22 protein-coding genes are annotated in these 26,482 nt (G+C 54.9%); 10 read left to right on the top strand and 12 right to left on the bottom strand.

Annotation, left to right across the window (positions count from 1 at the left end):
- Positions 1 to 8: 8 nt before the first annotated feature.
- Positions 9 to 758: a DeoR/GlpR family DNA-binding transcription regulator gene (locus ACXIZX_RS23035; RefSeq protein ID WP_479405148.1), complete on the bottom strand. Its 750-nt coding sequence runs from the start codon at positions 756 to 758 to the stop codon at positions 9 to 11.
- Between the two features lie 129 nt (positions 759 to 887).
- Between ACXIZX_RS23035 and ACXIZX_RS23030 the strand changes: the two genes are divergently transcribed.
- A complete protein-coding gene (locus ACXIZX_RS23030; protein WP_258145655.1) occupies positions 888 to 1,247 on the top strand; it encodes an NUDIX hydrolase in 360 nt (119 codons plus the stop codon).
- A gap of 83 nt (positions 1,248 to 1,330) precedes the next feature.
- On the opposite strand, the gene ACXIZX_RS23025 is transcribed toward ACXIZX_RS23030, so the two are convergent.
- Positions 1,331 to 2,077, bottom strand: coding sequence for an SDR family NAD(P)-dependent oxidoreductase (locus ACXIZX_RS23025; RefSeq protein WP_479405147.1), 747 nt, complete (start codon positions 2,075 to 2,077; stop codon positions 1,331 to 1,333).
- Positions 2,078 to 2,224: 147 nt separating this feature from the next.
- Between ACXIZX_RS23025 and ACXIZX_RS23020 the strand changes: the two genes are divergently transcribed.
- Positions 2,225 to 3,136 carry a LysR family transcriptional regulator gene (locus ACXIZX_RS23020; RefSeq protein ID WP_479405146.1) on the top strand — a complete coding sequence of 304 codons (912 nt, stop codon included), beginning with the start codon at positions 2,225 to 2,227 and terminating at the stop codon, positions 3,134 to 3,136.
- A 29-nt stretch (positions 3,137 to 3,165) separates the two neighbouring features.
- On the opposite strand, the gene ACXIZX_RS23015 is transcribed toward ACXIZX_RS23020, so the two are convergent.
- From ACXIZX_RS23015 to ACXIZX_RS23000, 4 genes are all read right to left on the bottom strand, one after another.
- Positions 3,166 to 4,062, bottom strand: coding sequence for an SDR family oxidoreductase (locus tag ACXIZX_RS23015; RefSeq protein WP_061719609.1), 897 nt, complete (start codon positions 4,060 to 4,062; stop codon positions 3,166 to 3,168).
- A 250-nt stretch (positions 4,063 to 4,312) separates the two neighbouring features.
- A complete protein-coding gene (locus ACXIZX_RS23010; protein ID WP_008110189.1) occupies positions 4,313 to 4,465 on the bottom strand; it encodes a KGG domain-containing protein in 153 nt (50 codons plus the stop codon).
- Between the two features lie 117 nt (positions 4,466 to 4,582).
- The gene (locus ACXIZX_RS23005) at positions 4,583 to 5,746 is read right to left on the bottom strand and encodes an ABC transporter substrate-binding protein (RefSeq protein ID WP_479405145.1); all 1,164 of its coding nucleotides are present in this window, start codon (positions 5,744 to 5,746) and stop codon (positions 4,583 to 4,585) included.
- The gene (locus ACXIZX_RS23000; protein ID WP_479405144.1) at positions 5,733 to 7,862 is read right to left on the bottom strand and encodes a TonB-dependent siderophore receptor; all 2,130 of its coding nucleotides are present in this window, start codon (positions 7,860 to 7,862) and stop codon (positions 5,733 to 5,735) included. Before ACXIZX_RS23000 ends, ACXIZX_RS23005 begins: the two co-directional genes overlap by 14 nt.
- Before the next feature lie 197 nt (positions 7,863 to 8,059).
- Here ACXIZX_RS23000 and ACXIZX_RS22995 point away from each other — a divergent pair, with 197 nt between their 5' ends.
- A complete protein-coding gene (locus ACXIZX_RS22995; RefSeq protein ID WP_179452762.1) occupies positions 8,060 to 8,947 on the top strand; it encodes a MurR/RpiR family transcriptional regulator in 888 nt (295 codons plus the stop codon).
- 2 nt (positions 8,948 to 8,949) lie between these two features.
- Here the strand turns inward: ACXIZX_RS22995 and ACXIZX_RS22990 are convergent, their stop codons facing one another.
- Entirely contained in the window at positions 8,950 to 9,867 is a 918-nt protein-coding gene (locus ACXIZX_RS22990) for a DMT family transporter (RefSeq protein ID WP_479405143.1), read from the bottom strand.
- A gap of 169 nt (positions 9,868 to 10,036) precedes the next feature.
- On the opposite strand from ACXIZX_RS22990, the gene ACXIZX_RS22985 reads away from it, so the two are divergent.
- A complete protein-coding gene (locus ACXIZX_RS22985; protein ID WP_479405142.1) occupies positions 10,037 to 10,951 on the top strand; it encodes an alpha/beta fold hydrolase in 915 nt (304 codons plus the stop codon).
- A 145-nt stretch (positions 10,952 to 11,096) separates the two neighbouring features.
- Here the strand turns inward: ACXIZX_RS22985 and ACXIZX_RS22980 are convergent, their stop codons facing one another.
- On the bottom strand, positions 11,097 to 13,268 hold the full coding sequence (locus tag ACXIZX_RS22980; RefSeq protein WP_479405389.1) for a TonB-dependent siderophore receptor: 2,172 nt from the start codon (positions 13,266 to 13,268) through the stop codon (positions 11,097 to 11,099).
- A gap of 533 nt (positions 13,269 to 13,801) precedes the next feature.
- Between ACXIZX_RS22980 and ACXIZX_RS22975 the strand changes: the two genes are divergently transcribed.
- The 4 genes from ACXIZX_RS22975 (at position 13,802) to ACXIZX_RS22960 (ending at position 18,785) form a co-directional block, all read left to right on the top strand.
- The gene (locus ACXIZX_RS22975; protein ID WP_293794082.1) at positions 13,802 to 14,698 is read left to right on the top strand and encodes an ABC transporter substrate-binding protein; all 897 of its coding nucleotides are present in this window, start codon (positions 13,802 to 13,804) and stop codon (positions 14,696 to 14,698) included.
- A complete protein-coding gene (locus ACXIZX_RS22970) occupies positions 14,695 to 15,618 on the top strand; it encodes an amino acid ABC transporter permease (RefSeq protein ID WP_479405141.1) in 924 nt (307 codons plus the stop codon). The genes ACXIZX_RS22975 and ACXIZX_RS22970 overlap by 4 nt, the downstream gene beginning before the upstream one ends.
- Positions 15,611 to 16,372, top strand: a complete 762-nt coding sequence (locus tag ACXIZX_RS22965) for an amino acid ABC transporter ATP-binding protein (RefSeq protein ID WP_061719602.1) — start codon at positions 15,611 to 15,613, stop codon at positions 16,370 to 16,372. The genes ACXIZX_RS22970 and ACXIZX_RS22965 overlap by 8 nt, the downstream gene beginning before the upstream one ends.
- 124 nt (positions 16,373 to 16,496) lie before the next feature.
- On the top strand, positions 16,497 to 18,785 hold the full coding sequence (locus ACXIZX_RS22960; protein WP_479405140.1) for a molybdopterin-dependent oxidoreductase: 2,289 nt from the start codon (positions 16,497 to 16,499) through the stop codon (positions 18,783 to 18,785).
- A gap of 81 nt (positions 18,786 to 18,866) precedes the next feature.
- On the opposite strand, the gene ACXIZX_RS22955 is transcribed toward ACXIZX_RS22960, so the two are convergent.
- The gene (locus tag ACXIZX_RS22955; RefSeq protein ID WP_479405139.1) at positions 18,867 to 22,577 is read right to left on the bottom strand and encodes an FAD-dependent oxidoreductase; all 3,711 of its coding nucleotides are present in this window, start codon (positions 22,575 to 22,577) and stop codon (positions 18,867 to 18,869) included.
- 376 nt (positions 22,578 to 22,953) lie between these two features.
- On the opposite strand from ACXIZX_RS22955, the gene ACXIZX_RS22950 reads away from it, so the two are divergent.
- Both ACXIZX_RS22950 and ACXIZX_RS22945 read left to right on the top strand, forming a co-directional pair.
- Positions 22,954 to 23,079 carry a hypothetical protein gene (locus ACXIZX_RS22950; RefSeq protein ID WP_008103156.1) on the top strand — a complete coding sequence of 42 codons (126 nt, stop codon included), beginning with the start codon at positions 22,954 to 22,956 and terminating at the stop codon, positions 23,077 to 23,079.
- Between the two features lie 114 nt (positions 23,080 to 23,193).
- On the top strand, positions 23,194 to 23,418 hold the full coding sequence (locus ACXIZX_RS22945; protein ID WP_479405138.1) for a hypothetical protein: 225 nt from the start codon (positions 23,194 to 23,196) through the stop codon (positions 23,416 to 23,418).
- Here ACXIZX_RS22945 and ACXIZX_RS22940 read toward each other — a convergent pair.
- The 3 genes from ACXIZX_RS22940 to ACXIZX_RS22930 are packed head-to-tail and all read right to left on the bottom strand — an operon-like array spanning position 23,415 to position 26,412.
- Positions 23,415 to 24,728, bottom strand: a complete 1,314-nt coding sequence (locus ACXIZX_RS22940; RefSeq protein WP_479405137.1) for an MmgE/PrpD family protein — start codon at positions 24,726 to 24,728, stop codon at positions 23,415 to 23,417. The two genes, ACXIZX_RS22945 and ACXIZX_RS22940, sit on opposite strands and share 4 nt — an antisense overlap.
- Positions 24,728 to 25,870, bottom strand: coding sequence for an amidohydrolase (locus tag ACXIZX_RS22935; protein WP_179452755.1), 1,143 nt, complete (start codon positions 25,868 to 25,870; stop codon positions 24,728 to 24,730). The genes ACXIZX_RS22940 and ACXIZX_RS22935 overlap by 1 nt, the downstream gene beginning before the upstream one ends.
- Positions 25,867 to 26,412, bottom strand: a complete 546-nt coding sequence (locus ACXIZX_RS22930) for a GNAT family N-acetyltransferase (protein ID WP_179452754.1) — start codon at positions 26,410 to 26,412, stop codon at positions 25,867 to 25,869. Before ACXIZX_RS22930 ends, ACXIZX_RS22935 begins: the two co-directional genes overlap by 4 nt.
- Positions 26,413 to 26,482: the final 70 nt, after the last annotated feature.

Raw genomic sequence — 26,482 nt, 5'->3', positions numbered from 1 at the left:
ATAGCCGGTTACAGCACGGTTATGTGCTTTTTCCTTAGCAGTTGGCACATTTCGTCATCGGGTTGAGTATCAACGATCAACGTACTCGCCAGAGACAGCTCGCCGATGGCAAACGCCGAGGCGGAATTCAGCTTTTCATTCGATACCATCACCACCGTTTCCGCCGCGCGTGCGGACAGCGCGCGTTTCACACTGGCTTCTTCGTAATTGCCGGTGGTTAATCCTGCGGTTTTGTGTACGCCGGTCACGCCCATGAAGAACAGGTCGGCATTAATCCGCGCAATCGCTTCCAGCACCGCCGCACCTACCGCAACCACCGAATGGCGATACAGCAAGCCGCCAATCATGATCACGTCAACCTGCGGATGATCCACCAGCGCCACGGCGATGCTTGGGCTGTGCGTTACCACGGTAAAGGCCAGATCCGGCGGCAGCAATTTCACCATCTCGGCGGTGGTGGTGCCGCCATCGATAATCACCACTTGTCCAGGCTGAATAAGCTGTACCGCTTTCTGCGCGATAAGGCGCTTGGAGCTGATCTGCACGCTTTTGCGTGTTTCAAACGGTGCGATAGCCGCAGAAACCGGCAGCGCACCGCCGTGCACCCGCTGCAGTGATCCTTCGGCGGCTAGCTCGCGCAGATCGCGGCGAATCGAGTCTTCCGACACCGCGAAACGCTGGCTTAGCTCGCTCGACATCACCTGTTTTTCCTCGGACAGGATGGCGAGGATTTGCTGTTTACGTTGACTGGAGAGCATCAATTTCTCATTCGTGTTTTTGCTTGTATGTGCACGATTATGCATGTTAGCGTGGATTTTGTCATCAAAAGTCGGGCAAAACGTGCAAAAAAACGCTAGCCCTAAACATCAAACCTCTGGAGAAGCCCAATGTTAATTCTTATCGCAGGACCGGTACGCAGCGGCACCAACGGCAATGAAGTGTTAATTCATGAAAATATTAAGAAATTAGACCAGATTGCCTTGCAGGTCTACCAGCGAGGACATACGCCGGTGATTGGTGAATGGTTGGCGTTGCCGCTGGCAAGCGCGGCCGGTTCGCAGAAGATTGGCGATGAAATCAGTGAATCTTTTCTCTATCCGGTAGCGCATCGCTTGATTCACTGTTGCGATGCGATCCTGCGCATTCCGGGCGCTTCACAGGGTGCGGATAACGATGTGCGGATTGGCAAGGAAAGGGGGATTTCGATTTATACCCAGTTGGACGAAATTCCGGTGGTTGAGGCGTAGAAAAGGCGTGGTCGCCATAAATGGCGACCCTACAAAACCTGCAAATATTCGTAGGGTCGCCATTTATGGCGACCTGGTACGCGTTACACCTGCGCCATACCGCCATCAACAAACAACTCTGCGGCGTTGATAAAGCTGGACGCATCGGACGCTAAAAACGCCACCACTTTACCAATCTCACCCGGTTCGCCGAGGCGACCCAACGGCACCTGCGCCGCGAGCGCATCAAACAATCCTTGCTGCTGATCTTCAGGCACCAAACCACCTAAACCTGGCGTGCGCACCGGGCCGGGACTGACCACGTTTACGCGAATACCGCGATCTTTCACATCCAGCGCCCATGAGCGGGCAAAATTGCGCACTGCGGCTTTACTGGCGCTATATACGCTGAATCCGGCGGTGCCCTGAACCGATGTGGTTGAAGAAGTAAGGATTACCGAGGCGTTGTCCCTGAGCAGCGGCAGCGCTTTCTGCACGGTGAACAGCACGCCGCGCACGTTGGTACCAAAGATACGATCGAAATGCTCTTCGGTGATGGCGCCGAGCGGCAGCATGTCGCCGCCACCGGCGTTGGCGAATAGGATATCGAGGCGGCCGGCTTGTTTAGCGATTTCTGCATAGACGTTGTCGAGGTCGCTCAGCACCGAAGCGTCGGCGCGAATACCGCTGGCGCTAGAACCGATGCTGGCAACTGCCGCATCAAGTTCCGCCTGACGACGACCGGTGATAAACACGCGTGCGCCTTGTGCTGCCAATTCCTGCGCGGATGCCAGACCAATGCCGGTTGTGCCGCCGGTTACCAATGCGATTTTACCGTTGAGTGCGTTCATGTTTGCTTCTCCAATGTGTGATGAGGTTTTGATGACTGCGATGCAGTGCATGAGAAGCAATCTAACGTCACGGCGTTTACTGATAAATGGTGTAAAATCGAAATGACTATTCCTGTTTGTGGATAATTGAATGCAACGGAAAACAGCATGGATCAGTTAATGGCGATCAAGGCGTTTGCGCGCGTAGTCGAAGCGGGCAGCTTTACGCGTGCGGCGGATTCACTCGACATGCCCAACGCCACGTTGAGCAAACTGGTGCAGGAATTGGAAGCGCATCTCGGCATTCGCTTGCTACAGCGCACCACGCGGCGCGTCACGGTGACGCCGGAAGGGCATGATTACTACGAAAAAGCGCTGCGCATTGTGCGTGATTTGGAAGATATCGATCACTCGTTCAACGCTGAAAGCGCTAAACCCGGCGGCTATCTGCGTATTGATATTGGCGGATCAACCGCGCGCGATGTGTTGATACCCGCGCTGCCCGATTTCATCGCTCGTTATCCGAACATCCGTATCGATCTTGGCGTTGCGGATCGCGCGGTGGATTTGATCAGCGGTAACGTCGATTGCGTGATTCGCGGCGGTCCGCTCAGCGATTCGTCGCTGGTGGCGCGACATTTGGGGGATGCGGAGATGATTACCTGCGCCGCCCCGGGTTATCTGAAAACCTACGGCGTGCCAGCTTATCCGCAAGAGCTGAAAAATGGTCATCGCATGGTGAGCTATTTGTCGCCGCAGAGCGGAAGGGCGTTTCCGTTTCGTTTTACACAGGGCGAAGAGCAGCTGGAAATTAAGAGCGAGCATCGGATTGGCGTCAACGAAAGTAACGCGCATCTGGCGGCGGCGGTTGCGGGATTAGGGATCATTCAGACCTTTCGCTACGCAGCGGCGGCAGATTTACAGGCGGGAAAATTGGTCGAGATTCTCGCGGCGTGGCGTCCGGCGAATTATCCGTTTCATGTGGTGTATCCGCAGAATCGCCATCTGACGCAGCGGTTGCGGGTATTTATTGATTGGTTGCGGGAAGTGTTTCCAGAGCGATTGAACGGGACAATGTAGGGTCGCCATTTATGGCGACCGAATCATGATTAAAGCGTGCCGGTGCCGCCGTCGGAGCACCAAACCTGGCCGGAGGTGAAGCTGTTTTTCACATCCGCAAAGGTGACGTAGAGCGGGGCGATTTCAGCCGGTTGTCCCGGACGGCCCAGCGGTGCGGATGCACCAAACTTCTCCACTTTCTCTTGCGGCTGTCCGCCACTTACCTGCAGCGCGGTCCAGTATGGGCCAGGCGCGACGGCATTAACGCGAATCTGCTCTTTACCCAGCTGTTTTGCCAGCGCTTTAGTGAAGGCGACAATCGAGGCTTTGGTCTGCGCATAATCAAGCAAAATCGCACTAGGATCATAAGCCTGCACTGAAGAGGTATTGATGATGGAGGAGCCCGCTGGCAGATATTTCAGCGCCGCTTTGGTGATCCAAAACATCGCATAGACGTTGGTTTTGAAAGTGGCGTCAAAGTCTTCAGTGGAAAGCGTGCGAATCGATTCATTGAACTGCTGACGTCCGGCGTTATTTACCAGAATATCCAATCCGCCCAACTGTTCAGCGGCCTGATCGACCAGCTTCTGGCAGAACGCTTCGGAACGAATGTCGCCCGGAATTGCCACCGCTTTGCGGCCTTCGGCCTCGATCAGTTTTACCACTTCTGCCGCATCGGCTTCTTCTTCCGGCAGGAAGTTAATGGCCACATCGGCACCTTCACGGGCATAAGCGATGGCCACGGCGCGACCAATACCAGAATCGCCGCCGGTGATAAGCGCTTTACGGCCGGTCAATCTGCCGGTACCACGATAGCTGGTTTCACCATGATCGGGACGAGGATCCATTTTGCTCGCCAAACCTGGCATCGGTTGCGTCTGCTTTTTAAAAGGCGGAACCGGATACGCTTCAGTAATTAAGGTTTTATTGGTGGCTTGCGTTGTCATATATATCTCCTTGTCGCATGAGGTGAATAAATTAATCCTGGCATAAATGTGATATTTGTCACGTTAGAAAGTGAACAATCAGATTTATTAAGACGAAACGGCAGGTTGAGGGGGTTAAAAATAGAATGCAATTACGTAAGGTTATTAACGGTATTTATTTCAGAAGGATAATACAAAATGGGATAATTCTGAGGGCGTCCGTGCCCTGGCGGGATTCCAAGGTGCTGTGTGCTATTTACAGCGTTGATGACTACTTCTTACCGCCTTTCTTACCTGCTTCTGACGCTTTAGCGGGATCGTCTTTGAAACTACCGCCGCTTTTTTCTCCGCCTTTTTTACCGGCATCTGACGCTTTCTTTTTATCGTCAGCGAAATTACCGGAACCGCCTCTATGCTCAGCCATAAAACATCCTCTCGTGAGTTGTTGTTGCATGGCGGAAATAACAGATTCAACGCCATGCCCGTGCTGCAAATCTAAGATTAGCGAGCTTCAGATTAATCACAAGCGGAGCGGAAGTGATTATTTATCGCTCGCTGGCGGTATGTTGATAAAATAAGTGCCGCTGTAGGGAATCGGTAAGAAATCATGGAAAATCTGCTGCAATGTCTTTTCAGGATCTATGTCGGCAAACAGCTGTGGATAGAGTGTCTTAGCCATAAATTCCGTCGCCGCAATGTGCCACGGGCTGAGGTAAAAGTTCATCCAGATCACCGCCGAGTGACCATTTTTCAATGCAGATAATTCACGTAAACCCTTTTGCTGCGCCGTCAGCTGTTTAAAACTGCTGAGCACGGTTTCTGGCGCCACTTCTGGCCCTAATTTCAGCAAGCCCTGCGAGGCATTATCGCCAAAACCAGTGGCAAAATAGTACTGCGGCTGCGCGGCGATCACGCTCTCTTCACTCAAGCGACCAAACACGCCGTGCTGCGTTTTATTAGCGATATTGTCGCCGCCCGCCGCGTTGAGTAATTCGCCGAGGCTGCCGTTGATTGCCGTCACGCAGCACTCGTTACGGCGTCCGAGATGCAGTTGCAGCAGCACCGAAGGATTTGCGCCCTGATACGTGGCTAAGCGTTCACGAATCACCTGCATATGCTGATCGTAAAATTGATTAAACGCCTGCGCGCGGGCTTGCTGATTCAGCACTTCACCAAAAATTTCCACGCTGCGGCGGGTGTTTTTCAGCAGATGCACACGCAAATCGATCTTCACCACCGGGATATGTGCCGCCTTCAGCATGGTAACTAAACGCAGGTCGGCATCATCGTAGCGCGCCAGGCTCGGCAATATCACCACGTCCGGTTTCAGTGCCAGAATCTGCTCGGGATTAATGGCGTTCGGCCCACCGGAACCGAGCGACGGGATTTTCAGCATCTGCGGAAACTGACGCGCAAAGCTGTTCCAGGTTTGGCTGTCGTACTTCTTCAGATCCTGCGGCCACGCCACAATATGCTGAAACGGATCGCCCGGTTCGAGCAACGCCAGCGTATACAGCATGCGGCTTTCGCCCAGCACGATACGCTGCGGATGATCGGGGATCTCAACGCGATTGCCGTCAATATCGGTGATGGTTTTCGCCCATGTGTTGCTGCTTACCAGCATCAGGAAACCGGCCAAAATCGTGGCAAGCAGGGAAGGCGCACGTCGTGCGCCGGTGGTAAATATCGAATCAGAATTCAACACTGGCCTCGAGCATCAGGTTGCGGGTTTCTCCTTCACGCACGCGCAGATTGCCGCCGCTGGAGGTGTAATAGTGCTTATTAAACAGGTTGTTCAGATTGAGTTTCAGCTGGGTTTTCTCGCCAAATAACTGATTGTTCCAGGCGATAAAGCTGTCCGCCACCACATAATCGGGCATGTTAAAACTGTTTTCCGGATCGCCAGCACGCGTTCCTACATAGCGCGCGCCGCCGCCCACGCGGAAATCGCCCGGAACGCCGGAGATCGCCAGATTATGGCTCAGATAGAGCGCGCCAGCGTGGCGTGGCGCGTTTTGCAAACGGTTACCGTTGTTAGCAGCGTTAACGCCATCATCAACAATCTCAGCTTTGTCATAGCTGTAGTTGGCGCTGAGATCCCAGCCCGGCAGCACTTCGCCATTTAACTCAAATTCCGCGCCGCTGGATCGGGCTTTATTGATGGCGCGCGTGGTGCCGTTAATGCTCAGCGACATATCGCGCTCGTCAATGCGATACAGCGCCACGCTGGCAAACAGCTTCGGTGAAATCTGCCATTTGCTGCCCACTTCCCATGTGGTGCCCTGTTCCGGTTTTCCGACGTTGCCGTCATCATCAACATCGGTCGATGGCGTAAACGATTTACTGACGCTGGTGTAGAGCGAAACGTCCGGCGTCACTTTGTAGATCAAACCGGCCTGCGGCAGGAATTTGTTGCCTTCGCTGTCCAGCGTTTGCACTACCGGATCGAAGCCTTTCGAAGCGCGTTGTTCGTAATGTTGATAGCGCCCGCCGAGTACCGCGATCCAGTTATCCGTCAAACTGATGCTGTCTTTGGCATAGATTGAACGGCTGTGCGTGCGGTTGAGGTTATTAGCGTTGGCTGTGTTTTCGGTGCTGCTGTTGGTGATCGGCGACAGAATATCGTACTGCGGATTGTTGAAGTTAAAACCGGTGTTGGCTTTGCCTTGATACTGATGCGCGCGATAGGTTTGGATCATCTCGTAATCGGTGCCCAATACCAGATCATGCGTCATGCCCAATACTTGTTGTGAGCCAATCAAGTCCCAGGAAACGTATTTGGTTTTATGGTTGAAGCCGCGATTGGCATCGGCGCGACGCGTTACCACGCCGGTGGTGGGATTGACCGCCGTAACGCGCACTTCATTGTTATCGTATTGGCGCTGGTTCCAGCCGAGCGTGACCCGCGTGCTCCAGTCATCATTAAACTGCCAGTCATAATGGGCGTTGAGGGTTTTGTTGTGGCCCCACGCATGGTTGGCTTTGTCATCCAGGCGATCTTTGTAGCCGATATCAATCGGTTTGCCGTTGATAAATGCGGTGCCGCGATCGTAAGGAATGTCGTATTGATAATCTGAATAGCTAATCAGGAAGCTGGCTTGCTCACCAAACCACTGCAGAGAGGGCGCGATTAGCGTGTGCTTTTCACTGCCAAAATTGCGCCAGTAATCCTGATTCTGTTTTTCCGCGATCAGGCGGAAGGCGAAGCCGTTGCCGAGCGGTCCAGTAACGTCCACGGTGCCCGCGCCGCCGCCTTCACTTGAGGTTCGGCCGCTGACTTTGGTGTGCCATTCATACTGCGGCTTCTTGCTTATCACATTGATTACGCCACCCGGATTCTGGATGCCGTAGAGCAAAGATGCCGAGCCTTTCAGCACTTCAACGCGCTCGGTGGTGGCATCAAAGTTCAAACCCTGGCTGCTGCGCACGCCATCGCGATAGATCGAACCATCCGAATTGCTGCCAAAACCGCGACGTACAAAGCCATCTTCGGTGCCGCCCAGCGTGTTGCCTTCCGTTACGCCGCTGACAAAGCGCATCGCATCGGTAAGACTCGACGCCTGAAAGTCTTCAAGTTGCTGCTGCGTCACCACGCTGACTGACTGCGCTTGGTTAATACGCGGCGTAGACGTTTTACTGCCAACCGAACTATTGGTGACGTTGTCACCTTGTGCGTTATCTTCCTGCGCTGAAACGGTGAGCGTGTGGCTATCATCAGCGGCAAAACTGCTGGCGGAACTCCAGAGGCTAACGCCGTAAATCGCAGCAAGGATGGCTGGATGGGGTTGAGATTTAAAAGTGAAGGACTTGTTGTTATTCATTCATCATTAACCTGGTGCAATGCAATTGAGAATCATTCAACCATGATGTAATGTAGTAGTAAATGGAAATAATCTCGAAGCTGTTACACTATTATTAATATAAATTCATTTACTTACATATTTTATGCTTGGTAGTAATTACGTAATTCACTACAAACCTTCAGTAATAATCTCACTCTTTAGAGAGCAACCAGCAGATGAGTCGTAATAGCATTAAAAGTCGTGTGGATGTTTTGGGTGAACGCTATCGATCGCGCGGCCCGACATTATCATCCAGCCTGCAAGCGGTGGCCCGCTACATCCATGACCATCGCGAAGTGGTTTTGGATGCCACGGCGATGGAAATTGCCGACGCCACCAACACTTCGGATGCCACCGTAGTTCGCGCGGTGCAGGCATTAGGTTTTGCCGGTTTGCGCGATTTGAAAACCACGCTGACCGCCTGGTTTGGCCCGGCGATGAACTCCGAAGAGAAGATGAGCGCCACCGTTAGCGAACTGTCGTGCGATATTAATTCGGGCATCGATTTTGTGCTGAGCGGCCACAAACGCGCCTGCGATGCGTTGTCCGAACCGCACAATCGGGAAGCGGTCGCCAAAGCGGTGACGCATTTGATTGACGCACGTCAGGTGGCGCTGTTTGGCATCAATGCTTCGGGGATTTTGGCGGATTACAGCGCGCGTTTGTTTACGCGTATTGGGATTCCGGCGGTTACGCTCAATCGCTCCGGCATTGCGCTGGCGGAACAGTTGATTGGGCTGCAGCGTGGCGATGTACTGATTATGATGGCGCAGAAGTCGGCGCATCGTGAAGGCATCACCGCACTGAAAGAGGCGAAACGTCTCGGCATGCCGGTGATTTTGCTGACTAATGCACTGGATTCGGCTTTCGCTAAACAAGCGGATGTGATTATCAACGTGCCGCGCGGCGGCGAGAATGGTCGTATGCCGCTGCACGGAACGGTGCTGGTGTGTCTGGAGATGCTGATTTTGTCGGTGGCTTCTGCGACCTCATCGCGTACGGTGAAAACCATGAAGCGTATTCAGGATCTCAATCGATCGCTGAAGCCATCCGGCAAAAAGTAGCGCTATTTGCTGGCGCTGCTGTTTATGGCGGCGCGTTTGGTAAAGCCGTTGCTGGTTACCAGCCATACCGCGCAGACAATCAGCAGCGAACCGCCGATAAAGCCCTGATTGATCTGCTCGCCCAGCACTAACCAGCCCCATAAAATCCCAAACGGTGGAATCATAAAGGTCACGGTCAGCGTGCGCAGCGGACCAATATCGGCCAGCAGGCGGAAGTAGATGATGTAAGCCAGTGCGGTGCAGATAAACCCAATCGCCAGAATGCTGGCCCAGACTTCTGGAATTTGCCAACTCGCCGCTGGCGTTTGCGGCGCGCTAAAGGCAAAGATCGGCAGCAGAAATACCGACGCGCCGAGTTGGCTACCAAAGGCGACTTTGGTGGCATCGAGACCGCCGCGTGCACCGATCCAGCGCTTGGTCAGGAAACCGGCAAAACCATAACAGGCAGTGGCGATCAAACAGGCTAAAATCCCGCCAATTAAAGTGCTGCTAAGATGCGCTTCACCGGTTGTACTGATGACAATAATGCCGCCAAATCCGGCGATCATGCCGAGAACTTTATTAATCGTCAGCTTTTCATCGAAGAAGGCCGCGCCAATAATCACGCCCATTAATGGCGTAGTGGCGTTGAGAATCGCTGAATAACCCGCCGGCAATACGCGCGCCGCGAGGCAGTACATCAGGAATGGAATCGCCGAGTTGATGACGCCCAGCAACATCGCCCAGCCCAATTTACCGTCGAAGCGGCGCGGAATGCGCATCACCGCCATGATAATCAGTAAACCCAACATGCCGCAGAATACGCGTAAAAATGCGGTATTCACCGCGCCCAGCGCCGGTACCGCAATGCGCATAAACAGAAAACTGGCACCCCAAATCGCCGCTAAAAACAGCAGCCGCAACAAATCCGATGTTCGCATAGGTTTCACAATTGTTAAGAAAGAGTCGCGCACAGAATAGCAAACAACCCGCTGCGCGGGGCCGCTATTAATGGCGACCGCTTCCCGCTTTACAGAAATATTCCCTGCTGCCGCAATCATCATGTAGTATTTAGGAATTGATCATTTCCTAAATATGCGGAGAGCGAAAATGTCAGCATCTGTTATCAAGCACGCACCGGGCTGGACGCAGCCATTCAACGAGTTAGACGGATTTTCCCATCATTACGCCACCGTTGACGGCGTGCGTTTGCATTACGTCAGCGGCGGCAACGCAAACGGGGAAACATTACTTTTACTGGCGGGATTTCCGCAAAGCTGGTTTGCCTGGCGGCAGGTGATGGCGCTGCTGAGCGATCGCTATTTCATTATCGCGCCAGATTTACCCGGCCAGGGCGATTCAGACAAACCGCTCAGCGGCTACGACACCACATCGCTGGCGCAGAAAGTGCAGGGCTTGATGCAGCAATTAGGCCATGCTAGCTATTATCTCGCCGCGCATGATGTCGGCGCGTGGGTTGCCTGGCCGTATGCCACGCTGTTTAGCCATCGGGTGAAAAAGCTGGCGCTCCTCGATGCCGGTATTCCCGGCGTGACGTTGCCAGAATCGCTGCCCGCCACGCCGGATAAAGCGTGGAAAACCTGGCACTTCGCGTTTCATCTATTACCTGATTTGCCAGAGGCATTGATAGAAGGGCGCGAAGCGATCTATCTCGAATGGTTTCTGAAACGCAAAGCGGCCAGCCCGATGGTGTTCGGCGATGAAGATATGGCGGAATATACCCGCTTGTTACAGCAGAAGGGCGCGATTCGCGCGGGAATGGCTGCTTATCGTGAAGTGACAGTTTCGGCGGCACAGAACCGAACGTTGCTTCGTGAACGCGGCAAATTAGCCTTGCCGTTACTGGCGATCAGCGCCGATCAGGGTTCGATTCCGGATATGGCGTTGCCATTACGTGAATTCGCGGCGGATGTGACAGGAATTAAAATAGCGCACTGCGGTCACTTCATCCCGGATGAGCAACCGCAGGCGCTGGCAGATGCGCTGCGTGAGTTTTTTAATTAAACGTAGGGTCGCCATTTATGGCGTAATGCCGCTCAGTTAAGCATTAGTTTGCATATTTATGCAGGTGCGCATGAATGCGCACCCTACGAAAAACGCGCCAGTCCTTTGTAGGGTCGCCATTTATGGTGACCAAAACCCAGCTCAATCAAAACGACATCGTCACGCCAGCGTAATACGCGCGGCCTGGTTCGTTATAGGTCGATGCACCCGAATTCTCGCGGTAGATGCGTTTATCAAACAGGTTGTTGATACCGGCATTGGCGCGCAGGTTTTTAGTGATGTCGTAATTGACGTTCAAACCAAATACCGAATACGGACTGATTTCCTGCGTTGTCATGTTCGAGGTATCGATATTGGTCTCTGCATTCTGACGCGGTTTCTGGCGGCCATACTGCGTCCAGTTGATGTTGGCGCTGAGATCCTGCGTCGCCTGCCACTCTAGCTGCGAGTTGATGGTAAATTCCGGGATCACGGACAGCGGATTGCCAGTTTCCTTACTCTCGGAGCGGAACATGTAGGTAGCGTTGGAGCGCCATTCCAGCGTATCGGCAATCAAAGGAATGGTCAGATTACCTTCAAGTCCTTCGACAATCGCTTTGCCGCCGTTTTCCCAGCGCAGCACGTTATAAACCGGGCGCGTGCTGGAATAAACCGGCTCGGTGCCCGACACAATCTTGTTCTTGTAGTCATTGCGGAACCAGGTGATGCCCGCGACATAGCCTTCGTTGCTGAACTCCAGACCAATCTCTTTGTTGACGCTGGTTTCTGCATCGAGATCGTCATTACCCAGCAGATAACATTGGCTGAGGCCAATCGGACAGCCGTTGCCACGCGTCGAGAGCAGATAACCCGGCGTTGACTGATAGAGGTTAGGTGCTTTAAACACCCGTGCAATACCGGCTTTCAAAGTGAAGTAGTCGCCTAATCCTTGTGAAACGTTCAGGCTTGGACTCCAGTTCGCGCCAAACTGATCGTGATAATCAAAGCGCAGGCCTGGAATCACTTCGGTGGTGTCGGTGGCAGCAATGTTGTCTTCGAAGAACAGAGAACTGATGGTGGCGCTGTTTTTGCTGCTGCGCTGCGACGGATCGCCAGAGCTGCCTGGCAGATTGACGCCGCTCGCGTTGGACGCCAGCATTGATGCCGGATCGTTCAGCTCGTCGCGGTTCCACTCCGCACCCAGCGTCACGGTTTGATCAACTAGTAGCTGCAGCGGGAAGTTGATCTCTCCGCCCGCGCGATAGCTTTCCAAACGGCTGGTGGCATACGTATCGCTGTTGATCATCCCTTCGGTACGACCAGCAGTGCCTTCCTGCAGGCGCGTATTATTGGTTTTCTCGTAGTTAAAGTTGAGCTTCGAGGTTCCCCAATCCCAGATACCGTTGTGCGCGATGCCGTAGCTCTGACGATACATGCGGTTGGTTTCATCGCCGTACAGCGATTCTACTAAACCGTCGGTGCTGGCGTTGCTGTTACTGTTTTGCGTATCACCGGCGTAAATGTTGCCCTGACGGCTGTAACCGTAGGAGAAATCGACAATTTGTAGCGGCGTGATTTTCCACGACAGCACGGTATTGATGTCTTTATTGCGCACGCCTTCACGGCCCGCTGCGTATGAACCGTTTTCGGCGGTGTTGATATCGAACGCATCGGCATCGGTGCGGTTGATGTTGCCGTACAGACGCATGGTCAAGGCATCACCGGCCAGCGGGCCTCTGAGATTGAAGTTAGCGCGTCGCGTATCGCCTTCTTTGTCGTTTTCCGGCTGGCTGGTGTAGAGCGACAGCGAGCCGTGCCAGTCGTTGGTCGGACGCTTGGTGATGATGTTCACCACGCCGCCCGCCGCGCCAGAACCGTAACGTGCGGCGGCCGGGCCACGAATCACTTCAATGCGCTCAACCATTTCCGCTGGCACCCAGTTGGTATCGCCGCGTGAATCACGCTCGCCGCGCCAGCTGTAACGCACTGAGTTACGCGAAGAAACCGGCACGCCATCGATCATTATCAAGGTGTTTTCCGGGCCCATGCCACGGATATCAATTTGACGGTTATTGCCGCGGCTGCCGCTGGCGCCGTTACCGGTGAGATTCACGCCGGGCATTTTGCGGATGATGTCGGAGAGATCGTTAACAGGGGGATTTTTCTTGATGTCTTCAGCCGTAATGGTGGACACGCCCGGTTGCTGTTTGAGCTCCTGCTCGGCGGTGACGATCATTGATTCATCGTCAGCCAGCTTTTCTGTGGTTTCAGCTGCAAAAGCAGGTGACGTTAGCATTCCCGCTAAAAAAAGCGCAATCGGACGCTTTTTGCCACGCATAGTTACATTCACTTAAGTTTTCTCCCTGTTACGTTAACAATTGTAAGTAAATGCGCATGATAATGATAACGGTTCTCATTGTCCATTCAGCGAGACGGCAACAAGCCTGACAATACAAACCTTTACAAAGGATTTTCCATTGCGGGTATGAGTTGTGGGGGAAGGGAACTCCTCAGGTGCTTAGATGAATCCGTTATGAGTAAGAAGAAATGTATCAATGAATATTGGATAAGCAGGCTATTGATTCACTAGCAAATTCTGAATTCTGCTAATACTTCCATGCCAAATCTGGTGCGGAAATCCCGCCTCGCAACCGTGCTTGCGGCTATTGCCATATTTCGGCAATAGATATGTTTTTTTCGCATTTGTGATCGCCGTATATCTTCAAACACAATGTCTCCGGGACGTAATGAGGATGACAATTCCACTCACCGCACGCCGTTCGCGCGAGGTGAGTCAGGAGAAAAAACCATCGCTACCTCAACGCCTTTTCCCTGTGGGGAAACTTTTTATAAATCAGGAGAAAGGTTCCAGTGAAATTCGCCAAAGGCATGACTATTCTTGCGCTCGCGCTGAGTGCACACACCGCGTTCGCCGCCGATGAATCCGTCCCAACTGACAGCTCAATCCACGTGCAGGCCGATCCCGCGCTGAAAAGTTTGCTGCCTGCGGATGTGGTCAAACGTGGCTACATTGTTGCCGGAACCAACCCCAACACGCCGCCAACCACCTTCTATAAAGAAGACAACAAAACCCTGGCCGGTCGTGAAATCGATATCATGAATGCCGTGGGCGAGCGTCTGGGAATCCAGGTTCAGTGGCGCGACACCGGCGGTTTCGACAACATCATTCCAGGCCTGAAAACCGGTCGTTACGATGTTGCGCTTTCTAACATCAACGCCACGCCAGCGCGTGCCAAAATCATCGACTTCGTCGGTTACTACGATGCCAGCCGCCTCGGCATTATCTCGCGTAAAGATGCCAACATCGCACCATTCAAAGAACTGGCCGACGTATGCGGTAAAGAAGTCGGTGCCGGTTCTGGTACCACGCAAGTTACGCGCCTTGAAGACGCCAGCAAAGCCTGTGAAGCGGCGGGTAAAAAACCAATCAAAGTCTCGGTATTCCCGGATCGTCCAGCTGGCGTGCAGGCGGTGGTGAGCGGTCGCGTGCCAATGTTCCTCGGCCCGTATGAAGGTTTGCTGTGGCAGGTGAAAGTGATCAAACCGCTGACCATGAGCGGCGAAATCACCGTACACGATGCGCCAGTCTCCGTTGCGTTCCCGAAAGATTCTGCGCTTGAGCCCGCCGTACAGGCCGCGCTGAACTCGCTGATCAAAGATGGCAGCTACAACAAGATCCTCGACAACTGGGGCATCGGCTTTGGCGCTGTTAAAGAAGCCAAACGCAACCAGGAAATCTTTCAATGAGTGATTTTCACGACCACACCGGCGATTTGAAAATCGTCGGCAAACGTTACTACGGACGCTGGCTGAGTGCGCTGGTGGTGCTGTTGTGCGTGGTGGCGATGGCGAACTCGATGATTAACAATCCACGCTTCGAATGGAGCGTGATTGCGGAGAACTTTACCGGCGAATCGATTCTGCAAGGCGTATTAATGACGCTGCAGCTCACCGCGATCTCTGTGGTGCTGGGTTTTGCTTTTGGTACGGTGCTGGCGCTGATGCGCCTCTCCTCCAATCCAGTGCTGGTGGGCGTGAGCTGGTTTTATACCTGGTTCTTCCGTGGTGTGCCGATGCTAGTGCAACTGTTCCTGTGGTACAACATCGCGGCGCTTTATCCCACTATCGCCTTGTCGATTCCTGGCCTCGGCGAACTCTGGAGCACGCAATCTAACGCGTTAGTCAGCCCATTTAGTGCGGCGGTGATCGCGCTGGTGATGCATCAATCCGCTTATGCCGCTGAAATTGTGCGTGCCGGTATCCAGAGCGTCGGCAACGGCCAACTGGAAGCCGCGCGTGCGCTTGGCTATCGTCCTTCACAGATTTTCCGTCACACCGTGCTGCCGCAGGCGATGCGCGCCATCATGCCGCCAGCGGGTAACGAAATCATTGGTCAGCTGAAAACCACGGCGGTGGTGTCCGTGATCTCGCTGCAGGACGTGCTGTTCTCGGCGCAGATTATTTACCAGCGCACCTATGAAGTGATTCCGCTGCTGCTGGTGGCAACCTTGTGGTATCTGCTGATGACCTCGGTGTTGTCAGTCGGTCAGTTCTATGTGGAACGCTATTTTGGTCGTGGCGTCACGCGCCGGGAAAAACGCAGTTTGCTGATATCGCTGCCAGGTTTCTCAGCGGCGAAAGCAGAAAGGAGCGTCAGCAATGGGTGAAGCGATCGCATTACGTAAAGTCACCAAGCGCTTCTCTGGCGTCACCATTCTGGATGAAGTGAATCTGGATATTCCTGCCGGTTCAGTCACGGTGATCCTTGGGCCGTCAGGTTCCGGGAAATCCACGCTGCTGCGCTGCATCAACCATCTGGAAAAACTGGATGGCGGCACCATTCGCATCGGCGGCGAGATCATCGGCTACAAGCAGAAAGGCCAGGCGCTGCACGAATTAAGCAGCGGTGAAGTTGCGCGTCAGCGTGCTGAAATCGGCATGGTGTTCCAGCAGTTCAACCTGTTCCCGCATCGCACCGTGCTGCAAAACATCGTGGATGCGCCGATGCGTGTGAAGAAGCAGAGCCGTCAGCAAGCGACCAGCAAAGCGCTGTCGCTGCTGAAGCAGGTGGGTTTGTCAGGCCGCGAAGAAGAGTGGCCGCAGAATCTCTCTGGCGGACAGCAGCAGCGTGTGGCGATTGCCCGTGCGCTGGCTATGGATCCCGGCGTGATGCTGTTTGATGAACCGACGTCGGCGCTCGATCCTGAACTGGTGGGCGAAGTGCTGCAGGTGATTAAACAGCTGGCGCACTCCGGCATCACCATGGTGGTGGTAACGCACGAGATTGGTTTTGCGCGCGAGGTAGCCGACAACATTGTGTTTATGGAAAGCGGCAAAATCGTGGCGGCGGGGCCAACCCAGCAAGTGCTCGACGACCCGGAAAACGGGCGCGTAAGAAACTTTATTGCAACGGTGCTTTAGGCACCGTTTTTCTTTTTTAACACCCGGAAGATGTAGTGCTTCAGCAATGCGCGCAGGTCTGTTGTAGGGTCGCCATTGATGGCGACCTGGATGCGTTGAGCTGACAAGCATGAAGGAAAAAACAATGACGCAAAAACCGGTAATGCACAGCGCCCATTGGGGCGCTTTTCATGCCCAGCAACAGGGCGAACAGCTCACCATCGAACCGTTCAGGGGCGATCCCGATCCCAGCCCGCTGCTGCAAAATTTCCGCACTGCGTTAAACCATCCGGCGCGCGTTTCCCGCCCGATGGTGCGTCGTGGCTGGCTGGAGAACGGGCCGGGCCCGGACGATCGTCGTAGCAACGATGAGTACGTCGCGGTGAGCTGGGACGACGCTTACGCGCTGGTGACGCGCGAACTGCAACGCGTCGGCGACACTTATGGCCCGGAAGGCATCTTCGGCGGCTCTTACGGATGGTCAAGCGCCGGGCGCTTCCACCACGCGCAAAGTCAGGTGCATCGCTTCCTCAACATCACGCTCGGCGGCTATGTGCGTTCGGTCAACAGTTACAGTTCGGGTTCCGCGTCAGTATTGCTGCCACATATCGTCGGCGATATGACTGAAATTGCGCGTCGCGGCGTCAGTTGGGAAGAGATCGCCCAGCACAGCGAAATCGTGTTGGCTTTTGGCGGTTTAGCATTGAAAAACTCGCAGGTCGCCAGCGGCGGCTTGAGCGAACACACCGAGCGCGGCTTTATGCAGCAGGCGGCACAGCGTGGCACGCGCTTTATCTCGGTCAGCCCGCTGAAAAGCGATCTGCCGGAAGAAGCGCAGGGCGAATGGCTGGCGCTGCGACCGGGCACCGATGCGGCCTTTATCCTCGGCGTGTTATCGGTGCTGATCGCCGAACAGCTGACCGATGAAGCTTTCCTCGCGCGTTACACCGTGGGCTGGCCAGAAATGGCGGCCTATATTCGTGGCGAGGAAGACGGCACGCCACGCGATGCGGCGTGGGCAGCAGAAATTTGTGGCGTCAGCGCGGATTTCATCAGTGATTTCGCCCGTCAGCTGCACGGCAAACGCGTGCTGGTGACGGTGGCGCATGCCTTGCAGCGCGCCGAAAACGGCGAACAGCCGGTGTGGCTGGGATTGGTGCTGGCGGCTGCGCTCGGTCAGCCGGGCTTGCCGGGCGGTGGCTACACTTATGCGCTTGGCGCGTTGGGGCATTACGGCAAGCATCACAATCTGGTGAGTTTCCCGGCGCTGCCGCAGGGCAAGAACGGCATCGATCGCCTGATTCCGGTAGCGCGTATCGCCGATATGCTGCTCAATCCCGGCAAGCAATTTGACTACAATGGCCGCCGCTTAACCTATCCACACATCCGTCTGGCGTATTGGGCGGGCGGCAATCCGTTCCACCACCATCAGGATCTCGCGCGCCTGCGTCAGGCTTTCTGCCAGCTGGATACGCTGATCGTGCATGAAATCGCCTGGACCGCCAGCGCACGCCATGCCGATATTGTCTTGCCCGCCACCATGACGCTGGAGCGTGAAGATATTGGCGGTGCGCCTACCGATCGCCACTTGTTTGCCATGCAGCCGGTGGCGCAACCGTTCGGCGAAGCCAAAGATGATTACGCGATTTTCACCGAGTTGGCGCGCCGTTTAGGCCGGGAAGAAGCCTTCACCGAAGGACGCGATACGCGCGGCTGGTTGCAGCATCATTACACTCAGCTGCAACTGAAGCTGGCGGCGCATCAGGTGGAGATCCCCGACTTCGATAAGTTCTGGCAACAAGGCGTGCTGGAGTTACCGCAGCTGAAAGATGGCGGCCGCATGATCAACGCGTTTCGTGCCGATCCAGAAGCGTCGCCGTTGCCGACGCCGAGCGGGAAAATCGAAATTTTCTCCGCCACCATTGCCAGCTTTAATTATGAAAACTGTCCGGGTCATCCGGTATGGCGCGAGCCACAGCAGCAACCGAATGCCGATCATCCGTTTTGGCTGATTGCCAATCAGCCAGCGACGCGCTTGCACAGCCAGCTCGACTTCGGTGATTACAGCCTGAGCGGCAAACGTGATGGCCGCGAAGTGTGCAGTTTGCATCCCGCTGATGCGGCGGCGTCAGGTATTAACGATGGCGATATTATCGAGCTCTACAATGCGCGCGGCCACGTACTTGCCAGTGCGCGATTGACCGAAACCATCATGCGCGGCGTAGTCCAGTTGCCGACCGGTGCCTGGTACGATCCGGTCGATCCTACCGCGCTGCGTCCGCTGTGCCGTCACGGTAACCCCAACGTGTTGACACTGGATATCGGCACCTCGTCATTGGCACAAGGCTGCAGCGGGCAAATCACCGTGGTGCAAATGCGTAAATATCGCGGCGAAGTGACGCCGGTACAGGCGTTTAATCCTCCGGTTTCATAATGATTTTCGGCGGGGAAATGTGAAGAGGTCGCCATTAATGGCGACCCTACGATTTAAGTGGGAATTTTTGCGCACTGTTAATTACGCCGTGGTTTTCCGGTTTTGCGTCAAATCTTTCACCGTTTCCGCCGCACGTTTTCCGGCGAGAAACGCGTGGTCCGAATTGTAATATTCCCACTCGCTGTAGCGCCCGGAAAGATGGATGCCTTGTGTCGCCAGCCAGCTGCGAATCAGCGTGACGTTGGCGGTGCGTTGATGGTCGTACACCACATAGGCGTAAGGCATATCCACTTCGCTGGCGGTCACGATTTCATCATCGGCATTGATGATGCCGACCCGAATACAATCTGTGATGCAGCGTTCAATTAACGCATCACCTTCGCAAGGCAGCGGTTGATCGGCGCGATAGGTCATTTCACAGGTCAGGCCAAAACCGCCTTGTGGATTGCAGTGCGGGCTGGCGTTGCCCTGTAAAAATATGCGATGGAACAGCGTGTTGCCGGGATAGTAAATCCAGTGTTTGTCGCTGATATTGGCGCGACCAATGCCCAGATTGACGCAGCGCACCGAGATATGGCGCAGCTGCTGCGCTGCTTTCTGCACCGCCTCCGGTGCAAAGTTGCCCATCAATCGCACCAGTTCAGGCAGCGGCAAGGTGCTGATCATCTGGTCATAATGGAACTGTCGACCATCACTCAACAGCACGCGCCGTTGCAGCGGCTGAATCTCGCTGACGTCCGCTTCCATCTCCAGCGCGCAATTCAGATGGGGCAGAAATCCTTCCATCAGCGCCTGAAAACCGCCGCGCAGCGGATAGCCAAAGCGCGCGTTAGGACCGACCGGTTTATCCAGCGGCGCCAGCGCGCCGGAGATGATCTGCTCCAAATCCGGCAGCGGCACGCGTCCGCCGAGCCATGAGGTTTCCATATTCACCAGCGGGGTTTTCCACAGCTTCTGGTTATACGGCAGGGCGAAATGGCGCGCGATGCCTTTGCCCCAGGTACGGAAAATAAAGCTTTCGAAATCTTCGCTCTCCGGCTGACACACCAGGCTTTCACCATCCGGAATAGCGCCATCGGCGCAGCAGTCACGCCGCGCTTCAGTGGCCACCGCCTGCAAAGCGGGAGGCGACTCATAGCGCGCTTCAATCGCGCCTAAAACGCATTCGCCAATCACTTCGGCAGGCAAACCATGCAGCGCCGACTGGAACGGATAGCGGGTGTAAACCTCATGGCTGTAAACCCAGGCTTCACGCGTTTGCCAGTGCTGATTGTCGCCCAGCAGGATATCGTACAGGCCTAACACGTAAGGATCGTTAGAGAACATGATGTGGCCGGCGTGATCGAAGGTGAAACCCTGATCCTCGACCGAACGGCACCAGCCGCCCACCGTGGCATTTTTCTCCAGCACCACCGCGCCCACGCCGTAATGATAACCGGCGCTCAGTCCGGTTGGCCCGGCACCCAAAATCAAGCACTCAACGGTATTGTGCGCCAGCGCGGGCGGACGTGCGGCGGCTACTTCGGGATGGGAAATCTGGCGTTTCGTCAGTGCAACGATATGCGCCTGCATCTCCTCGACGGTGCGATCCCACGAGGTTTCCGCTACGCGTGCCGCCATGTTTTTCGCCAGTTGATAGCGGGTTTCCACCGGCATGTTGAGCGCCGTTTCGCAGGCCTGAATAAAGCTCTGATGTGAGTCGGCGATGCTCACCACATCGGTGTAATGTCGCGCCACATCGGCAATCGCGGTGCTCACGATTGGCAACTGTGCAGCCATGTATTCCAGCACTTTGGTCGGGCTGATATAGCGGGTTGAAGGATTTAGCGCGAACGGCATCAGGCACAGATCCCAGCCGGCGAGAAAGTGCGGCAAGGCGGCATAAGGTTGCTGACCAAACCAATGCAAATTGCTACGCTGCGGCAGGCTGGCGGCATCAATTTTCACTACCGGCCCGACCATCACAATCTGCCAGTCGGGATGCGCATCCGCTAGCGCGGCAATCAGCGTCAAATCGAGGCGTTCATCAATCACGCCGTAATAGCCGAGGCGCGGCTTTGGCAGGTTTTCCTGCAGCGGATGGCTATTAGTGCGGTCCAGCGCCTGTTCAAAATGTCCCGCATCTACGCTGCTTGGGCAGCAGTAAACATTCGCATGGCGATGTTTCTTCGCTTCATAAAGACTGGTGCCGCCGGTGAACACCAAATCGGCGCGGCTCAACAGCGCCGATTCACGCTGCTGCAGCTGACGCGGTGCCTGGTTGAAAGCGGAAAGCTCATCCATGCAGTCATAAATAATGGCACTCGGGGTAAAGCAAGCCAGCAGCGGCAGCGCCATCGGGGTGTAAAACCACACTAGCGGCGTTTCATCGTCATCCAGCAGTTCGGCCAGTAGCGGTTGCAGCACAGCGATTTGGCTGTCATGGAAACCTGGCGCGGCCACATCGGTATGCGGCTCGATCACCGTCACATTGGGTGCTGGCTGATAGTGATGTAACGCGGCTTCACCGGGCTGATAAATCGGCTCTTCGATAAACACAATGCGGTGGAACTGGGCGAGGCGCGACAACAGATGCTGTGGACGTTGAAAGACAAATCCCCAACGTAAATGACTGAATACCACTAATACGGATTGTTTCATGACGCTTTCCTTTGGCCTGCTGTTTGGGATGATAAGTCTCTGAAAACGGGCTAATACTCGTTGTGATTGCTGTAATGACGTGGCATAAACCGGGTTCAGCAGACGCTTTTTGTGAGGATCGACATCCCACAATCCGCTGCGTGGCCAGTCTTCGAGATCTTCCCAAAGCGGGCGATCGATAATGGGGTAGAGGCAGATGCCGCGAATATCACAGCCGTTGAGCTGGGCTTGCGCGACATCGGCGGTCACTTGTGCAAGCCAGGCGGCGCGTCCGCTGCCGACGTGGCTGGTTTCCGCCAGCAAAATGGGCCGTTGATAACGCTCGGTTAACTGCGCCAGCAGCGGATGCAGCGGCACGCGGCGCGCATCGCCCAGATGCCACTCCAGCCGACAGCCGGATCCGGTGAGCCACTGATTGCCATGGTAATAATTGGCGCCAACCACATCGAGATAGTGCGGCTTGCCGCCGAGTTCCGGTTCGCGCAAACCGGCGATCATGTCCCATGCCTGATATTGCGACGCGTTGATATCGCGGGTGCGCTGCCGACACGCATCGCTGTCTTCATCCGGCACCACATGAATAATTGGGTCGCAGTGCAGGAAATGCGCACGCGGATCGGCGCGGCGAATGGCAGCGCAACCCGCCAGCGTGGCGCGAATTAATTGACGTTTAATCTCATCGGGATCGCTATGTACATTATTGCCAAACAAGCCGACAGAAATTCCCCATGCCATAAACGAGATTTCATTCATCGGTGAATAAATCGGTGCCTCTTCATAATATTCAGCGAGTAAAAGCGCCATGCGCTGACAAAAAGCGGCGAAGCGCGGTACAAATTCGCTGGAAAATAAGGTTAAGTCGTCCGGCCAACCGTAATGACAAAAGGTCCAGTTAATTTGCACGCCAAATGAGCGCGCTGAATTCATGCGTTTTTTTAAACTTTCGAGCATGGTGTGCGGTTCCATTTCCGCCAGTCGCCAGCCAATACTTTCGCGGGCGGAGGTAATGCCAAACTGCTGCAGCGCGGCGTAATCGTTATGGTATTGCGATAAATGGTCGGTCAACGCATTCATTGAAAGCCGTTCGCCGAAGGGATTGATATGATCCGCTCCCTCATAACCGGCTTGCCAAAAGCTGGAAAATGGCGGCATGGTGTTCCCCCGGAATAAAATTCAGGAAAGTGAAATAAATAAAAGAAGTTAATTGTTTATTATGGAGTGCGCATAAAATGCGCACCTTACGTAAACAGCACGAATTTCGTAGGGTCGCCATTTATGGCGACCTAAAAGTTGCTATTGAGCCTAATTAAAATTATAACCACGCTTTAGCTTAACGCAAATCACTGAGATGAAAAGAATATAAGCCAAGCGTTGATTTTACTTATATAAGTGAAGCGGCATGAGAAGTTGAGTAATTAATTAATTCACTATTTCTTACGCTTAACTCACATAATGAAAAGAAGGGCGATTATTAATTTATTTCGTCACTACACTTTAATTAACCCACTTCGGGTTTACGGAGGTACCTATGTCAGAACGTCCAGATGATGATGATGTAATTCCACTGCCAGGTGATGATGAAACATTACCCGACGAAGATGATGATTTACCCCGCGATACTGAATTCCCTGAAGATCAGCAACCTAAAATCTGAAAATGGGTCGAGCCGCCGCTGGCGGCTCACTATTTAGAGTGCACTCTGCTGTAATTCCCCCATAATACCTCTCCAGAATTCATTTACTTTTTTAACACTTAAGGGAGAGATACGATGGTCAACGACTATTTCACACAGCCAGCGATTGGCGTAACGATTGAGCAACATAAGCGCACCGTTGCGGTTGCGGCGGCATTAGCGGTGGCAAAAGAGTCAGTTAGCGCCTCAACCTCTGCCAGCGGATCAAAGGCATCGTGGGATTTGCAGGCGGTTGCCAATGAGATCGCAAATCTGGCCGATGCCATTCAGGATGCGCTGGAGCCGGTCGAAACGCTCTAACCCAGCAACTGAGTTAATTGCGCCAGATGCGCGCTGTTAGCCAGCTCGCTGCTGTTCAGCAGTTGTTGCTGGCGTTGCGGGGATTCCTGCTGCAGTGCAGCACGCAGCTTACCTGCCACATCCACTGCATCGGCCAGCGATTGCTGACGTGTGCGGTGATGCTGCAACTGCGAGCCATCGCGTAGCGTAATCGTCACCAGATGAAAACGCAGCGCCGGGTTAATCGCATCCGGTGGCGCATTTTCATCTGGCATACGAAGTACTTTGGCCGCCAGCGGCATCACTTCCTGATTCAACTCGCCTTCGGCAAAATCCTGCAAGCGCAAATCGCCATAAATCAGCATCGCGGCGATCACGTATTCCAGACTGAAACGCGCTTCAATGCCGTTGGTTGGTACGCGCACCGATGCCGCAATATCGCCGCCCGGCGGAAACGCCACGCTAATCTCGCTAATGCTTTCCAGCAAACTTTCCCGTGATTTACCGCTCGCCAGCCATTCATTGCGCAAGATGCGCGTGGCTTCGGCGGCGCTGTGCGTACCGGCGCAGGTGGGGAAGGGTTTGAACTCCAGTCCAGGCGTAACGATACGCCACGGCTGCGCCCAGTTATCAATCAGCTTTTCCGGCTGCGCCTGGCCGTTGCTGGTGGCGGAGATGAATGCCTCAATTACGCCATCCTGCTTGCCATCAAAACCCGCCAGCGTCAGTTGTGCGGAGGTCACCGCGCGTTCAGCCGCAAACCCGGCGTGCAGCGGCTTGACTGCCGAACCAAACTGCGCGCGTAAACCGCTGGCCTGCGTGGTGGCGATGCCGAGCAGCGTTGCGGTGGCAGAGACATCTAAAGCCAGCAACCGCGCCAGCGCGGCGGCGGCGGCAACCGTGCCGAGCGTCGCGGTATTGTGATTACCTAAGGCGTAATGCTGCTGGCTGACGGCGAGACCTAAACGTCCGGCGACTTCGACGCCAATCGCGTAGGCATCAAGAAAATGATCCAGCTCAGAAGGCTGCACCTGCTGCCAGGCAAACAGCGCGGGCAGAATCACCACGCTGGGATGCCCGCGAAAATCCGCATGAAAATCATCGTAATCCAGCGCGTGGCTGGCATAACCGAGCAGCAGCGCGTGAGATCGCGCACTGCCGTCGCCATACACGCTGCGCAGCGCCGGTAAACCGCTATCCGGCACCTGGCCTTGCAATACCGGCCAGCTGACGGCGAGGAAATCACGCACGCCTTGGCGCGCCGCAGCACGTGCAACGTCATCAGGTTGGCTGTGAACAATGCGCTCAGCCAGCGCGGCAGTCAGGTTCATCAGCTCACGCTCTTCAGAGCCGCGACCGCCAGATTGGCGAGATAGCGCGACGTCGGCAGTAGCACATCATCATTAATGCGGAACGCCGGATGGTGCAGCGCATAAGGCTCGCCGGTGCCAATCATCATAAACGCGCCTGGCAGCTGTTGCTGATAGAACGCGAAGTCTTCGCCGATCGGGCTGGCTTCCACCACGCGCGCCTCAAAGCCGCTGGCGCTGGCCTGCTGCAAAGCAAAATCGGCCCAATGCGCGTCATTCACCACCGAAGGCGGGCCTGCATGCCAGTTGAACTTCACCTCGGCGGCAAAGGCAGCGCCGATACCTTGCACGATCTCACGGAAGCGCTGCTCCAGACGTTCACGCGTTTCCTGCGAGAAGGAGCGCACCGTGCCTTCCAGCCAGGCGCTATCAGGAATCACGTTCCAGGTGCTGCCGCTGTGAATCTGGGTGATCGAGACCACCGCATTATCACCGGATGGCGCATTGCGGCTAATCAGCGTTTGCGCCGCCGAGACAATCTGCGCGGCAATCACGATCGGATCGTTGCCCTGATGCGGTTTGGCGGCGTGGCTACCAATGCCGGTGATGCTGATGTCAAAGCGATCAACCGCTGCGGTTAACGGACCGGCTTTGCTGCCAATCACGCCTGGCGGCAGCGACGGATCGTTGTGGATGCCGAAAATAGCCACCGCGTCATCCAGCGCACCGGTAGCGATCACATCGGGCGCGCCCTGGCCGGTCTCTTCCGCAGCCTGGAACAGAATGCGCACGCGACCTGGCAGCGTATCTTCTTGCTGTTTAAGCAAAATCGCTGCACCCAGCGCCGCCGAACTGTGGAAGTCGTGGCCGCAGGCGTGCATCACGCCGGGACGTTCAGAACGGAAGCTCACATCTGACTGCTCTTCAATCGGCAATGCATCGATATCAGAACGTAGTACCATCAGCGGCCCGTTTTCACGGCCTATTTCAGCGACTAAACCGGTTTTGAGCGGCAGATCCAGCACGCGAATCTGGTGTTGCTCTAATTGCTGACGAATACGTGCGGTGGTTTCAAACTCTTGATTGGAGAGCTCGGGAAAACGGTGCAGTTCGTGGCGGAAAGCGATCAGCTCTTCGCCTAAGGTGTCGAGTGATTGGCTCATGCTGTTACTCCTTGTTGCGCCGCCTGGCGTGTTAACCACGCATCGTGGGCGGCTTCATCCAGTACTTTCTTCATATATTGCGTGATGTGGCCTTTGCCGAGATCGGTGGTGTGCATCAGCTGGAAACCGCGTTTTTTGTACATCTCGATCAGCCATGGATGGCTGGTGGCGGTGCCGAGCGACACCGCAGGCGCGCGTAATTGGCCCAGCAGAATCTCCTGCTCGAGGCGATCCTGCACCTGACGGCCATATTGCTTGCCGGGATAATCGGGATGCGCGCCAAACCAGCCGATGTGCGGCAGGCCAAACGGGCCGGGCAGCGGTCCCCACGGATAACGTACGGTAACGGATGAAACCATCACCTCATCGGCATAAAGGGCATAAACACCGTGGTTTTGCAGATGACGCAACGTTTTGGCAAGGTCGGCGGTAGCAGCATCAAACTTGATGCCCAGCGCCAGCGTAGGCGCATACGCGGCATGCATCAGCGCCTGATAGGTTTCCACCTCGTCTTCTCTTACCTGACGAAATTCAAGTGACATAGACATCCCCGGAAAAATATGCGCTTTTGTAGGGTCGCCATTTATGGTGACCTTACAGGCGTCCATACAA

The sequence above is a fragment of the Candidatus Pantoea symbiotica genome, assembly GCF_056491525.1.
Note: the sequence above shows the minus strand (reverse complement) of the source record. Positions and strands in the feature narration are given on the sequence as shown.

What these genes read in the sequence shown, in the direction of transcription:
- ACXIZX_RS23035 (WP_479405148.1), bottom strand. Translation starts at nt 758, where the DNA reads ATGCTCTCCAGTCAACGTAAACAGCAAATCCTCGCCATCCTGTCCGAG.
- ACXIZX_RS23030 (WP_258145655.1), top strand. Translation starts at nt 888, where the DNA reads ATGTTAATTCTTATCGCAGGACCGGTACGCAGCGGCACCAACGGCAAT.
- ACXIZX_RS23025 (WP_479405147.1), bottom strand. Translation starts at nt 2,077, where the DNA reads ATGAACGCACTCAACGGTAAAATCGCATTGGTAACCGGCGGCACAACC.
- ACXIZX_RS23020 (WP_479405146.1), top strand. Translation starts at nt 2,225, where the DNA reads ATGGATCAGTTAATGGCGATCAAGGCGTTTGCGCGCGTAGTCGAAGCG.
- ACXIZX_RS23015 (WP_061719609.1), bottom strand. Translation starts at nt 4,062, where the DNA reads ATGACAACGCAAGCCACCAATAAAACCTTAATTACTGAAGCGTATCCG.
- ACXIZX_RS23010 (WP_008110189.1), bottom strand. Translation starts at nt 4,465, where the DNA reads ATGGCTGAGCATAGAGGCGGTTCCGGTAATTTCGCTGACGATAAAAAG.
- ACXIZX_RS23000 (WP_479405144.1), bottom strand. Translation starts at nt 7,862, where the DNA reads ATGAATAACAACAAGTCCTTCACTTTTAAATCTCAACCCCATCCAGCC.
- ACXIZX_RS22995 (WP_179452762.1), top strand. Translation starts at nt 8,060, where the DNA reads ATGAGTCGTAATAGCATTAAAAGTCGTGTGGATGTTTTGGGTGAACGC.
- ACXIZX_RS22990 (WP_479405143.1), bottom strand. Translation starts at nt 9,867, where the DNA reads ATGCGAACATCGGATTTGTTGCGGCTGCTGTTTTTAGCGGCGATTTGG.
- ACXIZX_RS22985 (WP_479405142.1), top strand. Translation starts at nt 10,037, where the DNA reads ATGTCAGCATCTGTTATCAAGCACGCACCGGGCTGGACGCAGCCATTC.
- ACXIZX_RS22980 (WP_479405389.1), bottom strand. Translation starts at nt 13,268, where the DNA reads ATGCGTGGCAAAAAGCGTCCGATTGCGCTTTTTTTAGCGGGAATGCTA.
- ACXIZX_RS22970 (WP_479405141.1), top strand. Translation starts at nt 14,695, where the DNA reads ATGAGTGATTTTCACGACCACACCGGCGATTTGAAAATCGTCGGCAAA.
- ACXIZX_RS22965 (WP_061719602.1), top strand. Translation starts at nt 15,611, where the DNA reads ATGGGTGAAGCGATCGCATTACGTAAAGTCACCAAGCGCTTCTCTGGC.
- ACXIZX_RS22960 (WP_479405140.1), top strand. Translation starts at nt 16,497, where the DNA reads ATGACGCAAAAACCGGTAATGCACAGCGCCCATTGGGGCGCTTTTCAT.
- ACXIZX_RS22955 (WP_479405139.1), bottom strand. Translation starts at nt 22,577, where the DNA reads ATGCCGCCATTTTCCAGCTTTTGGCAAGCCGGTTATGAGGGAGCGGAT.
- ACXIZX_RS22950 (WP_008103156.1), top strand. Translation starts at nt 22,954, where the DNA reads ATGTCAGAACGTCCAGATGATGATGATGTAATTCCACTGCCAGGTGAT.
- ACXIZX_RS22945 (WP_479405138.1), top strand. Translation starts at nt 23,194, where the DNA reads ATGGTCAACGACTATTTCACACAGCCAGCGATTGGCGTAACGATTGAG.
- ACXIZX_RS22940 (WP_479405137.1), bottom strand. Translation starts at nt 24,728, where the DNA reads ATGAACCTGACTGCCGCGCTGGCTGAGCGCATTGTTCACAGCCAACCT.
- ACXIZX_RS22935 (WP_179452755.1), bottom strand. Translation starts at nt 25,870, where the DNA reads ATGAGCCAATCACTCGACACCTTAGGCGAAGAGCTGATCGCTTTCCGC.
- ACXIZX_RS22930 (WP_179452754.1), bottom strand. Translation starts at nt 26,412, where the DNA reads ATGTCACTTGAATTTCGTCAGGTAAGAGAAGACGAGGTGGAAACCTAT.